This is a genomic window from Vibrio sp. PSi01 (assembly GCF_054960695.1).
This window is the reverse complement of the sequence record NZ_JBHNYN010000003.1, coordinates 250,165-263,217: the sequence shown is the minus strand read 5'-3', so window position 1 is coordinate 263,217 and position 13,053 is coordinate 250,165. Positions and strand designations below refer to the sequence as shown.

Here is a 13,053-nt window from a genome sequence, read left to right as displayed (position 1 = left end):
ACTTATGCGAGCGTACAGCTATATCTCATTTCTAGACAATACGCGTGTTTCACTATGAATTCTCTCTAAATCAATAGAGGGACAGAGTGTAATTGCGTCTGATGGAGGTGAGTATGAACACATTCAAGGGGACTTTTATGACTACCGCCTTTGAAGTCGATATCAACAGTATCGCAAACTCATTTTCAACTATGGTTCCTATCTTAGAAGGAACGCACGATCTAACACCCGACGCTATTTTGCTTGAGCAAGAACAGCATGAATCGGATGTTCGCTCTTACCCAAGACGCTTGCCAATTGCAATTAAAAGAGCATGTGGCGTTTTAGTTGAAGATACTCGTGGCCAACTATTTCTCGATTGCTTAGCCGGTGCAGGTACACTTTCTTTGGGTTACAACCACCCTGAAATTAACCAAGCACTTAAAGACCAACTTGACTCAGGTTTGCCATACCAGACTCTTGATATCACGACTCAAGCGAAAGAGACGTTTATCAAGCGAGTTAAAGCTTTTCTTCCTCAAGACTTTTCAGATAACTCGGTTCTTCAATTCTGTGGTCCATCAGGCGCTGATGCTGTAGAAGCGGCTATCAAGCTAGCGAAGCAAACCACAGGTCGTAACACCATGTTTGCTTTCCGTGGTGCTTACCATGGCATGACAAACGGCACCATGGGCATGATGGGCAACCTCGGCACTAAAGAGCGTCGTAGCGGCTTGATGTCTGATGTGCACTTTATGCCTTTCCCATACAACCTGCGCTGTCCGTTTGGTATTGGTGGTGAAGCAGGTGCTAACGCGAGCATTCGTTACATCGAACGTATGTTGAATGATGATGAATCCGGCATCATGAAACCAGCTGCGATGATCGTTGAGCCTGTACAAGGTGAGGGCGGTGTGATCCCTGCTCCAGCATCTTGGTTACAAGGTCTACGTCGTATCTGTGATGAACACGGCATCTTACTGATCTTTGATGAAATTCAGTGTGGTGTGGGTAAAACGGGTCATCGCTTTGCGTTTGAAGAGTCAGGTATTAATCCTGATATCTTATGTTTGTCTAAAGCGATTGGCGGCGGACTGCCGATGTCGTTGCTTGTATTCGATAAGAGTATCGATACTTGGAAAGCTGGTGAACACACCGGCACATTCCGTGGAAATCAGTTAGCAATGGTGTCTGGCGCTAAGGCGTTGGAAATCATCGAGCGAGATGGTTTAGTTGAGCACGCAAACATCGCAGGCCAATACTTACGTCATGGGCTTGAGAAGATTCAATCGCGTGTGAACTGTATTGCTGAAGTTCGTGGTAAAGGCCTGATGCTTGGCGCTGAGATCAAGCAACCAAACGGCGAACTCAACAAATTTGGCGAGCCGCAATCAGACGGCCAATTAACCCTAGCTATTCAACGAGCAGCATTAGAGCGCGGCTTGATGGTTGAAAAGGGTGGTCGTGATGGTTCGGTAATTCGTTTCCTTCCACCTATGATTATCTCTTTTGAGCAGATCGACTTTGCATTGCGCGTCATGGAAGAAGCGATCATCGCAGCGGGTGGTGGTTTACGACAAGACCAAACACAAAGCGAAGAATCAAATCAGGAATGGAACAAGCATTTCATCCAGACGGGTTTAGGCGGTAGCGACGAATTTGCTAGCGTGATGAACCAAACTACTCAAGCGATGAAAGCCGTTTTTGAACAGGTTGAAAGCCCTTATTCGGGTTTAGATCCAAAAGTGCTAGAAGCCGCCATCAATGCTGTCGATCTCGATAACAACCAATACGCTTTGGCTGATGTTGTAGATAGCACTGCAGACCTTGTCGCTGCAAACTCTATCTTTGTGCAACACCCAGACTGTATTGCACACCTTCACACTCCACCTCTTATGGCTTCGGTAGCCGCTGAATCGATTATCGCGGCGTTGAATCAATCGATGGATTCATGGGACCAAGCATCGGCTGCGACTTATGTTGAGCAGCGCGTCGTGGATTGGATGTGTGACAAATACCAACTTGGTGCACAAGCTGACGGTGTTTTCACCAGCGGCGGTACGCAAAGTAACTTAATGGGCTTGTTGCTAGCAAGAGACTGGGTTGCCGATAAGCACGACGGTCACTCGATTCAAAAGTTGGGGTTACCTGAGTACGCGAGCAAACTGCGTATCCTATGTTCAAAGAAAACTCACTTCACGGTTCAAAAATCCGCATCATTAATGGGATTAGGCGAAGCTGCAGTGTGCTGTGTCGATACCAATGCAAACGGCACCATCAAAGCTGACTTGCTAGATGCAGAAGTGAAAGCACTTAAAGCACAAGGTCTGATTCCTTTTGCTGTGGTTGGCACGGCGGGCACAACCGATCATGGTGCGATTGATGACCTGGAAGCGATAGCTGATATCGCTAACCAACAAGATCTTTGGTTCCATGTCGACAGTGCTTATGGTGGCGCGCTTATCTTAAGTAGTCATAAAGCTCGTCTAAAAGGCATCGAAAAAGCGGACTCTGTCAGCGTTGATTTCCACAAGTTGTTCTTCCAAACAATCAGCTGTGGTGCGGTGCTGCTCAAAGACAAAGCGAACTTTAAGTACTTACTGCATCACGCAGATTACTTGAATCGTGAGCACGATGAGCTGCCGAATCTGGTCGATAAATCCATTGCTACCACCAAGCGTTTCGATGCACTGAAAGTTTTCATGACGATGCAAAGCGTTGGGCCAAAGCAATTGGGCGATATGTACGACCATCTCTTAGAGCAGACGCTTCAAGTTGCCGATCTGATTCAGAAGCATGACGATTTTGAGTTACTTGCTGAGCCGTCACTGTCTACTGTGCTGTTCCGCTCGGTGCCTAGCAATGAGCAATCGGCAAACGGCGTTCTTGATTTAGACAAACTGAATCAGACGTTAAGACTGGAGGCGCTGACTCGTGGCGTTGCCGTTCTTGGCGAAACGGTCGTCGATGGTAAAAGCGCGCTGAAATTTACTATCTTGAACCCGTGCTTAAAAACATCAGATTTCAAATCTCTAATTAACAAAATTCAGACTCTAGCCACTGAGCTAGCAGAACAACAAGGGTAATTAATACTATGGCTATTCTACAAATTGGTGCAGGCGGCGTTGGTTGGGTTGTTGCACATAAAGCAGCACAAAATAACGAAGTACTGGGTGATATCACAATCGCTTCGCGCACAATCGCGAAATGTGAAAAAATCATCGAATCGATTAAAGGTAAAAACAACCTTAAAGATTTAACTAAGAAACTAGAAGCACGTTCAGTAGACGCTGACGATGTTGATGCGCTTGTTGCTTTGATTAAAGAAGTTAAGCCTGATCTAGTTATCAACGCTGGTCCTCCTTGGGTAAACATGGCGATCATGGAAGCGTGTTACCAATCTAAAGTATCTTACCTAGATACATCGGTAGCGGTTGACCTATGTTCTGAAGGTCAACAAGTACCACAAGCTTACGATTGGCAGTGGGGCTACCGTGAGAAGTTCGCTGAAGCGGGCATCACAGGTATTCTTGGTGCTGGTTTTGATCCAGGTGTGGTATCAATCTTTGCAGCGTACGCGGTTAAGCACTTGTTCGATGAGATTGACTCAATTGACGTGATGGACGTGAATGCTGGCGATCACGGCAAGAAGTTTGCGACAAACTTTGACCCAGAAACCAACATGCTTGAGATCCAAGGCGATTCTTTCTACTGGGAAAATGAAGAGTGGAAACAAGTACCTTGTCACTCTCGTATGCTTGAATTTGAATTCCCGAACTGTGGTTCTCACAAAGTTTACTCAATGGCGCATGATGAAGTTCGTTCAATGAAAGAGTTCATCCCTGCTAAGCGTATCGAATTCTGGATGGGCTTTGGTGATGCATACTTGAACTACTTCAACTGCATGCGTGATATCGGTCTTCTTAGCCCAGATCCGCTAACACTGCACGATGGCACTGTGGTTCAGCCTCTACATGTTCTTAAAGCACTACTACCCGATCCAACATCTTTGGCTCCGGGTTACACAGGCTTAACGTGTATCGGTACTTGGGTTCAAGGTAAGAAAGACGGTAAAGAGCGCAGCGTATTCATCTACAATAACGCAGACCACGAAGTGGCTTACGAAGACGTAGAGCACCAAGCGATCTCTTACACAACAGGTGTTCCAGCGATTACGGCTGCACTTCAGTTCTTCCGTGGCGAATGGGCTGATAAAGGCGTGTTCAACATGGAACAGCTAAACCCAGACCCGTTCCTAGCAACCATGCCGGAAATCGGTCTGGATTGGCACGTTCAAGAGCTAGAGCCTACAGCCGGTCTACCTCTGATCCATACTTTGAAGTAATTCTGGCTCTTTGCCCTCGTTGCGTTGTCCATCGTGCTCATTTATATTCGTAAACTCCGCGCGATGTCCTAGCTACAAGGGCAAAGTTCTGCGAATTCGATTCAAAGTCTTCGGAATGACAAGAACGTATAATTACAAGCCGATGCATTAGCGTCGGCTTTGTTCGATTATCATGTGCCTTCGTGAACTCGATGGCCGCAAGGTATTAACATGCAAAACAACGAACTAAAAACGCCTTATTTCATGATCAACGAAGACAAGTTGATTGCGAATTTAGAGATAGCTAAGCAGCTGAAAGAGATTTCAGGTGTGAAGTTGGTATTGGCACTGAAGTGTTTCTCGACATGGGGTGTGTTTGACATCATCAAACCTTACCTCGATGGCACGACAAGCTCTGGTCCATACGAAGTGAAACTTGGCCACGAAACCTTTGGTGGTGAAACGCACGCTTACAGTGTGGGTTACAGTGAAGATGACGTGAGAGAAGTCGCTGATATTTGCGACAAGATGATCTTCAACTCACAAAGCCAATTCGAAGCGTACCGTCATATTGTTGAAGGTAAAGCGTCGTTGGGTTTACGTCTAAATCCGGGTGTGAGCTACGCAGGACAAGACCTAGCAGACCCTGCGCGTCAATTCTCTCGTTTGGGCGTACAAGCTGACCATATCAAACCTGAGATCTTCGATGAGATTAATGGTGTAATGTTCCACATGAACTGTGAGAACAAAGACGTCGATGCATTTATCGGCCTGCTTGATTCAATCTCAGAGCAGTTTGGCGATCACCTAGATAAGTTGGATTGGGTGAGCATGGGCGGAGGTGTGTTCTTCACATGGCCGGGTTATGAGATCGAGAAGTTGGGCCTTGCACTAAAAGCCTTTTCTGAAAAGCACGGCGTGCAGATGTACCTTGAGCCGGGTGAAGCCATCATCACTAAAACAACTGACTTGGTTGTGACAGTGGTTGATGTTGTTGAGAACGTGAAGAAAACAGCGATTGTCGATTCAGCAACCGAAGCACACCGCCTTGATACGCTTATCTACAATGAACCGGCATCGGTATTGGAAGCTTCAGAAAATGGTAGCCATGACTATGTAATTGGTTCGTGTTCATGTCTTGCGGGCGATCAGTTCTGTGAAGCAAGCTTTGATGAGCCACTTAAGATTGGTCAAAAGCTGCACCTGCTAGACAGCGCGGGTTACACCATGGTGAAACTGAACTGGTTCAATGGCCTAAAAATGCCGTCAATCTACTGCGAGCGTAGCGGTGGCGAAGTTCAAAAGTTGAATGAGTTTGGCTATGAAGACTTTAAACGTTCATTGTCACAATGGTCGGTTAAGTAACCAAACATTGCATTAGAACGATAAAAAGAGCGGCCGATGAGCTGCTCTTTTTTGTTTTTAGATAAATGTTACCAGTGAAAAGATAGAAGTTAAGCGCTATCTGTTAGCTCTCAATCATCACTCGAGTATCTTCACTGAGTGTTTCGAGTTCATTCACTACGTCATCAATCAAAACTTCTATTGGTAGCTTAACGGCGATCTTGGAAGTGAACAAACTTGAGCTAACACCACCGCCGCCAGCGATGAAGACTCGGTGGCAATCCATATCGAGAATGCTGATCCCTTGTCTATCCAATACATGTGTTACTTCGTTGACGATACCTGCTCGGTCGTTCGAGTCGAGTCGTAGGTGATGTATTGTATCTTGTGCGTTATGAGTATGGTCTGAATCAACAAACTGCACGATCAAGTCAGTATTGGCGCTGAAAGCTTCTTTGACAATTGATTCGTTGATGGCTGGAAGTTGAACCTTGAGTACGCCTGCGACTTGGTCTTCAATAAAGTTCACTTTACTGATGAGCCATTTCCCGTCGTTTTCGTGAGTAACCGCAGCAAGTTGTTTGATTGTTGCTGGTGATGCCTTTCCAATAAAGTTTACGATAAATGTACTGTTCATATCAGCCCCCAAAGTCTCAATTAATCGTTACTAATTAAATGTTTGATATCATGCGATAAAGTTCTTTAATTTCAGTGTAGAAGTTTACATCGAACAATGTTTGACCTACGTCAATTTTTGAAACTAAGCTGTGATACAAAAAAAGAGAATGAAGAGTAGGGCACAAAAAAAGCGGCTAGAGAGCCGCTTTTTGAAAGAGTTGTCGCTGTTATTTGTGATTCAGAAGCTTAGCAAGCAACGAGTAAACGGCTTAGAAAGTCACGTGGAGGCTGGTTTAGAACGTGACTTTAAAGTTCATACCAACAAATTGAGAATCGTATGGTGCGCCTGCGTCGTAGGCAAATCGCGCTGCGTCTTGGTTATCCCACCAAGGGTTAGTATTCAGGTTCACTTCTGCGTCACCGCCCCATGCATCACTTACCCAGTAATGGATATGGCCAACAGGGTTTAGGAAGAATAGAGACACATCCCCCATGGTTTGAGAGCCCATCACTTCGCCACCTGAAGCAACGATGTCTTGTTCTGCTTCTAGCATCATTTCACCGACAACGGCACCGAAGAATGGCGTGATGAAGAGATCTTGCCAGGAAGGTACTTCCGCGAATGCTTCTACGCCGTATTCCCAGAAAAATGTCGACATGGTCCAAGAGTATAGGAAAGACTCAAATTCATCGTAACCCGCGTGGCGAGCCGCGGTGTAGTAAACCCCACCGAAATACGGGTGCATCACGTAATTTAAGAAGTGCTCATCACGGTCCCATACTGGGCCATCAGAAACGTTATCTTTCCACTTTTTACCTAATGAACTGATATCACGTTGGTCATCATCCCACTTAGTGATACTTTCAGGGAGAAGAGTCATTAGACCTACTGTCGCGACACTTAAGCCAAGAATAGTGTAGGTTTGACCCATTAGGTAATCCCAATCTTTCTCCTGGCTCACCAACAAATGTTTTGGTTGTTGGATTGAGAAGTCGTACTCGTCACTTGGTTCGCTCAGTGCGTAATTGGTACTAGGCTTGTAGGTGTACAAGTTGTCATTAAAACAGTAATCTTGAGCACATTCATCCGAGTAAGAAAGGTTGATTGGCTGGTCGAAGTCGTATTGGCTTGCAACCGAGTTAACTGACATTAGCATTGAAAATGCAGCAGTAACCTTTGCTAGTAACGGTGATTTGGCCACAAGGGTCTCCATGAGAAAGTTTGGAATTGATCAGGGTCACAATTATCTATTAAATGCCTGATTTAGGGAACTAATAATTTATCGCTTTTCCTAAGAAAACCTTAGGTTTAACATGATTAATATTAGTGAAAAGGCGAATTGTTCCAAATTCAACCATAGACCAGTTTGTAAATAATGCAGTGTCTTTTTATGACAACAAGGGATAGAAATATGACGAAAATCGCAATGTTAAGCACAGGTGAAGAAGTTCTTCATGGAGACATTGTAGATACAAACGCAGCTTGGATGTCTGCTGAGTTTTATCAGCATGGTTTTGCTCTTGCTAAGCGCTCAACCGTGGGTGATCAAATGAATGCTCTTGTTGAAGAACTGCTGATGCTGAGCTTTAACTATGATGTGGTTATCGTTAATGGTGGCCTAGGGCCGACAACCGATGACATGAGTGCTGCAGCGGCAGCTACTGCTTCCGAGCAGAAACTCGTCATGTTCCCTGAATGGCTTGCTCGTATGGAAGAGATGTTCTCTGGACGTGGTATGCCAATGCCTGACAGTAATCTTAAACAGGCACTGCTTCCTGCTAGCTCAGAGATTGTCGATAACCCAGTTGGTACTGCGTGTGGTTTCAAACTTAAAATCAACGATGCGACTTTCTATTTCACGCCGGGTGTCCCGAGTGAATTCAAACGCATGGTGACGTTTGAGATTCTTCCTGATTTATCGCGTACATACCCTCAAGTGGTTGCTTCTGAATGCAGCAGGCTGTTTACGTTTGGTTTATCTGAGTCCGGTATCTCTGATGTGTTAGACCAACTGAAGCTTCCTGAAGGCTATGAGCTAGGTTACCGCTCTTACCTGCCATTTATTGAGGTGAAGCTGTTTGGGCCAAAATCTGGTTTAGAAACTCGCGTTAAGTTAATGCAGATGGTTTACAAACTATTAGAAAGTAACGTAGTCAGTGTTGACGAGCCGATGATTGACCATATTGGCCACATCATGGCGGAAAAAAAGAAGACGCTATCTGTGTCTGAAGTGTCGACCAAAGGCGCACTGTCAGCGTGGCTGCAATTGAATGAGCAGGTTGAAGATTGCTTTGGACATTCGTGGGTGATGGCTGAGCCAAAAGAGAGCGAACTTGAAAAGAGCGATCCGTTAGCCGCAACCTTTGCTCTGGCTGGAGCAACAAGAGAGAAATGCGGAACTGAATTGGCTTTGGTGACTGGTAAGCTGGAAGGCAATACATTCAGCGTTGCATTGTCGACTGAAGCAGGCGAATGGGGTCAGGTGCTTGAATTTTATCGCCAGTACTCGCGTGAAGATCAACGCAACGTGATTAAGACCGTTGCCGCTGATATGTTGAGAAGGCATCTAGATAACAAACCGATGTTCGGCACATACTCTTCAGTTAAGCGATTGAAAGACATGTTTATTCCGGCGACTATTATTAAGTAAGCATTTAGGCGAACTCACGGAGCCTGTACTGGAAATGCTAGGAAAAACGAAATAAAAAGGCCCAACATCTAAATAGGTGTTGGGCCTTTAGTTTATCTAGCCTTCTAGATAACCAAACAAGCAGCGATGTTTACACGTAACTCATGTCTGTAAGAACTCGATTACAAACCGCTTGTCATGTGTAGGCTGTAGAACAAACCACGGCCGATTAATTCAGAAGCTAAGAACAGTACCAATGCTAGGCTTAGGTTTACTGGATTCACTTTTGCTTTGTTCAGCATAGGTAGAATCCAAATCAGTAAGCTTGCCATCAGTAATGCAACTTGAAGAATCACATAGCTGCCTAAACCGTCAACCAACTCAGATGCTTTTGCTGCTGAAGTTTGGATGTCACCGATTAAGTTCAGTTTGCCTACTGTCACAAGTAAGCTTATCGCAACAGTAATTACAGCCAACATTGTGATGTTACGGTCAATCGTAAAGTGGCTGTCGTTTGCGAACACAAGAACGAACTGAGATAGTAGCAAGCCACCCACAACTATGGTCATGATGAAGCTCAGTGGTGTGTAGATGTTGTCCCATGTCGGTACTGTGTTGATCATGTATACGTTGATCATCGCGTACATGAAGATAACACCCAGCACCATAGCGCTAACCATCAGTGCTTTTTGGATAACAAGGCCACCTTTCTTAACCACAGACAGTAGCCACTGTAGGCCGCCTACAGAGAAGAATGCTGCTCCGAAGAACACTTCGTTAGACAACCAAGCTGAGCCTAGTTGGTTAAAAGCATTAAACGCGCGCAGTGGAGAGCCAAGGTGCGTTGTCGAGAACATGAAGCCAAGACCCATTAGTGCCCATAGAATGAACATTGGAACCTTGTAGCTGTTCAGCTTCTCTTCGTCATGACCCAGTACCAGTGCACGTGCACCAATCAGTAAGTAACCACCAACCGCGGTTTGCGCCAGCACCGTAAAGAAAATCAAAGACCACTCATGAAAAATCATCTTAAACCTCCTTCGGGTTTGCTAGGTGACCACTGGTATCGCCAGTAGGCTTCGCGTTTTTGTTCAGCTTAATCACGATGTTTGGCAGTGTTTCGGTTGAAGATGGCAGTGGCGCTACATCTGCACCAGAACCGTACTTCTCGCGAAGTGTATTGATTTCACCAAACTCCAATGCACGAAGTGGGCAAGACTCAACACAGATAGGCTGTTTGCCTTCAGAAACACGTTGGTAGCAACCATCGCATTTGGTCATGTGACCTTTCTTCGCATTGTATTGTGGTGCGCCGTAAGGGCATGCATTACTACAGTGCTGACAACCAATACATACGCTCTCATCAACCACAACCAAACCGTCTTCATCACGTTTGTGCATTGCGCCCGAAGGGCACACTTTCACACACGCAGGGTTAGTACAGTGGTTACAAGCGATAGACAGGTAGTAAGAAAAAACATCTTTCTGAACCCAGGTATCACCATCTTGAGTGAAGCCACCACCTGCGTATTCGTATACGCGGCGGTAGTTCGTTTTGATGTCTAGATCGTTATAATCTTTACAAGCAAGCTGACAGGTTTTACAACCCGTGCATTTACTTGAATCAATGTAAAAGCCGTATTGTTTCATTCCAACCTACCTTATGCTTTCTTTAGCGCTTTGATTTGAACTAGGTTTGTATGCTGAGGGTTACCCTTAGCAAGCGGGCTCGGGCGCTGAGTAGTCAGCACGTTGATAGAGCCTGCATGGTCGATCTTCTGACCATCTGGTGCGTACCATGCACCTTCGCCTAGTGCGACAACTCGAGGAAGAATCCTTGGTGTCACTTTCGCTGGAATATGGACTTCGCCACGGTCGTTGAAAATACTCACCATGTCGCCGCTTTCAATACCACGCTCTTTCGCATCGATTGGGTTGATCCACAACTCTTGAGGTGCCGCTGCTTTGATCTCTGCAACGTTGCCGTAAGTTGAGTGAGTACGAGCCTTGTAGTGGAAACCGGTTAGCTGAAGTGGGTACTTCTCTGCTAATGGATCGTTATGGCCTTCAAAAGAATCCGCGTAAATCGGAAGTGGATGAATCACTTCGTCTTCTTTCAGCTTCCAAGTTTTCGCGATATCAGCCAGTTGCTCTGAGTAGATCTCGATCTTGCCACTTGGTGTAGTCAGCGGGTTCGCTTCAGGGTCTTTACGGAAATCTTCGTAAGCGATGTAGTGGTGGTCGTAGCTACGCTTGTAGATACCCAGCTCTTTCATCTCTTCGAAGGTTGGCAGTGTTGGATCGTTCTTACGAGTTTCTGCGTAAAGGTGCTCAATCCATTGCTCTTGAGTACGGCCTTCTGTGAACTCTTTTTCTACGCCCATGCGTTTAGCAAGTTGCGTACACATCTCGTAGATAGATTTTGCTTCGAACTGAGGCTCAATCGCTTTCTGTGCGTAGATGAAGTAAGGCATGTTCGATGCTTTACCATCCATACACCAGTCGTCTTGCTCTGATGTCGTTAAGTCAGGCAGGATGATGTCGGCGTATTTCGCAGAAGAAGTCATATGGTTATCAACCACAACGATCATTTCACAAGCACTTTCATCTTGAAGAATCGCGTGTGTCTTGTTGATGTCTGAGTGTTGGTTGATGATGCAGTTACCTGCGTAGTTCCAGATCATCTTGATTGGGTTCTTAAGGCGCTCAGCACCGCGAACACCATCAGTGATGTCTGTCATCTCGTGGTGACGGTGAATTGCGTCAGTCCACATGAACATTGAAATTGACGTTTCAACTGGGTTTGGCACAGTAGGGAAGCGAACAAACGGAATGTTGATGTCACTTTCACGAGCGCCTGTTGAACCGCCTGATACACCCACAGAACCGGTGAGTAGCGATAGCATCGCGATTGCACGACAAGCTAGTTCACCGTTCGCAGTACGTTGCAGGCCCCAACCTTGGTGGATGGCACATGGTTTCGCTGTGCCCATTTCACGGCCTAGTTTAACGATAGTATCAACCGGAATGCCTGTGATTTTAGAAGCCCACTCTGGTGTCTTCTCTACGCCATCTTCACCTAAACCTAAGATATAAGATTTGTAGTCACTGTTTTTAGGTGCTGATACAGGAAGGGTCTTCTCATCATAACCGACACAGTATTTGTCTAGGAACGGTTGGTCTACGAGGTCTTCAGTGATCATCACGTGTGCAAGACCGGCTACCAATGCAGCATCCGTAGAAGGACGAATTGGGATCCACTGATCTTCACGGCCACCGGCAGTATCGGTGTAGCGTGGATCGATGATGATCGTTCTTGCGTTTGATTTGTTTTTGCTTTCTACGTAGTGGTGGATCAGACCGCCGCCAGACATGCGAGTCTCAGCAGGATTGTTACCAAATTGGATGTTAAGCTTAGTGTTCTCTAAGTCAGAGAAAGAGTTGTTGTTTGCCCAACCACCGTAGGTGTAGCTCAAGCCTTTCGCGATTTGCGCTGTTGAGTAGTCACCGTAATGGTTTAGGTAACCACCACTTAGGTTCATTAGACGCGCAATCAGCGTTTGTGCTGGTGGCCAAGACTTAGTTACCGTACCACCAAGCGTACCTGTGCCGTAGTTTAGGTAGATAGTGTCGTTACCGTAATCTTTGATAAGGCGTTGCATAGTGCCAGCGACTTCATCAAAAGCCTCTTCCCAGCTAATACGCTTAAACTTACCTTCACCACGTTTACCCACACGTTTCATTGGGTATTTCAGGCGATCTGGGTTGTAAACACGGCGGCGCATAGAGCGACCACGTAGACATGCACGCACTTGGTGATGACCGTATTCGTCAGTACCCGTGTTATCTGTTTCTACGTATTTGATTTCACCGTTTTGTACATGCATACGTAGTGGACAGCGAGAGCCGCAGTTTACTGTACATGCACTCCATACGATTTTCTCATCCACATTCTCAGCAACCGCAGCCGCTACTGGTTTGGATTTGAAAGGTAAAGCGATACCGCCCGCAAGTGCGGCTGCACTACCTACTGCAGAAGAAGCTTTCATGAAGCCTCTTCGAGTAAGGTTCATTACCCCAGATTCTTTCTTATTCGTCATTCTAAGATGCCTTTTGCTATTGATGGATAGTACTTTATAGGTAGTTTGTTCTTTATTT

9 protein-coding genes are annotated in these 13,053 nt (G+C 45.8%); 4 read left to right on the top strand and 5 right to left on the bottom strand.

The genetic code is table 11. The features are described from left to right. The first annotated feature begins 113 nt into the window (after window positions 1-113). The 3 genes from ACFI6G_RS06480 (at window position 114) to nspC (ending at window position 5,668) form a co-directional block, all read left to right on the top strand. Window positions 114-3,065, top strand: coding sequence for a pyridoxal phosphate-dependent class III aminotransferase (locus tag ACFI6G_RS06480; protein ID WP_016797536.1), 2,952 nt, complete (start codon window positions 114-116; stop codon window positions 3,063-3,065). Window positions 3,066-3,073: 8 nt separating this feature from the next. After that, window positions 3,074-4,324: a carboxynorspermidine synthase gene (locus ACFI6G_RS06475; RefSeq protein ID WP_016783873.1), complete on the top strand. Its 1,251-nt coding sequence runs from the start codon at window positions 3,074-3,076 to the stop codon at window positions 4,322-4,324. Window positions 4,325-4,534: 210 nt separating this feature from the next. Then, window positions 4,535-5,668 carry a carboxynorspermidine decarboxylase gene (nspC, locus tag ACFI6G_RS06470; RefSeq protein ID WP_016797533.1) on the top strand — a complete coding sequence of 378 codons (1,134 nt, stop codon included), beginning with the start codon at window positions 4,535-4,537 and terminating at the stop codon, window positions 5,666-5,668. Window positions 5,669-5,771: 103 nt separating this feature from the next. Here the strand turns inward: nspC and ACFI6G_RS06465 are convergent, their stop codons facing one another. Next, complete coding sequence (locus tag ACFI6G_RS06465) at window positions 5,772-6,284, bottom strand: glycine cleavage system transcriptional repressor (RefSeq protein WP_010438087.1); 513 nt, start codon at window positions 6,282-6,284, stop codon at window positions 5,772-5,774. 274 nt (window positions 6,285-6,558) lie between these two features. After that, complete coding sequence (locus ACFI6G_RS06460; protein ID WP_010438089.1) at window positions 6,559-7,467, bottom strand: DUF3943 domain-containing protein; 909 nt, start codon at window positions 7,465-7,467, stop codon at window positions 6,559-6,561. A 210-nt stretch (window positions 7,468-7,677) separates the two neighbouring features. Here ACFI6G_RS06460 and ACFI6G_RS06455 point away from each other — a divergent pair, with 210 nt between their 5' ends. After that, on the top strand, window positions 7,678-8,916 hold the full coding sequence (locus ACFI6G_RS06455; protein ID WP_016789264.1) for a CinA family nicotinamide mononucleotide deamidase-related protein: 1,239 nt from the start codon (window positions 7,678-7,680) through the stop codon (window positions 8,914-8,916). Between the two features lie 161 nt (window positions 8,917-9,077). On the opposite strand, the gene ACFI6G_RS06450 is transcribed toward ACFI6G_RS06455, so the two are convergent. The 3 genes from ACFI6G_RS06450 to ACFI6G_RS06440 are packed head-to-tail and all read right to left on the bottom strand — an operon-like array spanning window position 9,078 to window position 12,995. Next, window positions 9,078-9,923 (bottom strand): dimethyl sulfoxide reductase anchor subunit family protein, encoded by an 846-nt coding sequence (locus tag ACFI6G_RS06450; protein ID WP_010438105.1) that lies wholly within the window; start codon window positions 9,921-9,923, stop codon window positions 9,078-9,080. 1 nt (window position 9,924) lies between these two features. After that, window positions 9,925-10,545, bottom strand: a complete 621-nt coding sequence (locus ACFI6G_RS06445; RefSeq protein WP_004733360.1) for a DMSO/selenate family reductase complex B subunit — start codon at window positions 10,543-10,545, stop codon at window positions 9,925-9,927. An 11-nt stretch (window positions 10,546-10,556) separates the two neighbouring features. Further along, window positions 10,557-12,995, bottom strand: coding sequence for a DmsA/YnfE/YnfF family dimethyl sulfoxide reductase (locus ACFI6G_RS06440; RefSeq protein WP_016796337.1), 2,439 nt, complete (start codon window positions 12,993-12,995; stop codon window positions 10,557-10,559). Window positions 12,996-13,053: the final 58 nt, after the last annotated feature.

Bases quoted from the DNA above. Each gene is read 5' to 3' on its own strand.
- ACFI6G_RS06445 (WP_004733360.1), bottom strand. From the start codon at position 10,545: ATGAAACAATACGGCTTTTACATTGATTCAAGTAAATGCACGGGTTGT.
- ACFI6G_RS06475 (WP_016783873.1), top strand. From the start codon at position 3,074: ATGGCTATTCTACAAATTGGTGCAGGCGGCGTTGGTTGGGTTGTTGCA.
- nspC (WP_016797533.1), top strand. From the start codon at position 4,535: ATGCAAAACAACGAACTAAAAACGCCTTATTTCATGATCAACGAAGAC.
- ACFI6G_RS06465 (WP_010438087.1), bottom strand. From the start codon at position 6,284: ATGAACAGTACATTTATCGTAAACTTTATTGGAAAGGCATCACCAGCA.
- ACFI6G_RS06455 (WP_016789264.1), top strand. From the start codon at position 7,678: ATGACGAAAATCGCAATGTTAAGCACAGGTGAAGAAGTTCTTCATGGA.
- ACFI6G_RS06480 (WP_016797536.1), top strand. From the start codon at position 114: ATGAACACATTCAAGGGGACTTTTATGACTACCGCCTTTGAAGTCGAT.
- ACFI6G_RS06440 (WP_016796337.1), bottom strand. From the start codon at position 12,995: ATGACGAATAAGAAAGAATCTGGGGTAATGAACCTTACTCGAAGAGGC.
- ACFI6G_RS06450 (WP_010438105.1), bottom strand. From the start codon at position 9,923: ATGATTTTTCATGAGTGGTCTTTGATTTTCTTTACGGTGCTGGCGCAA.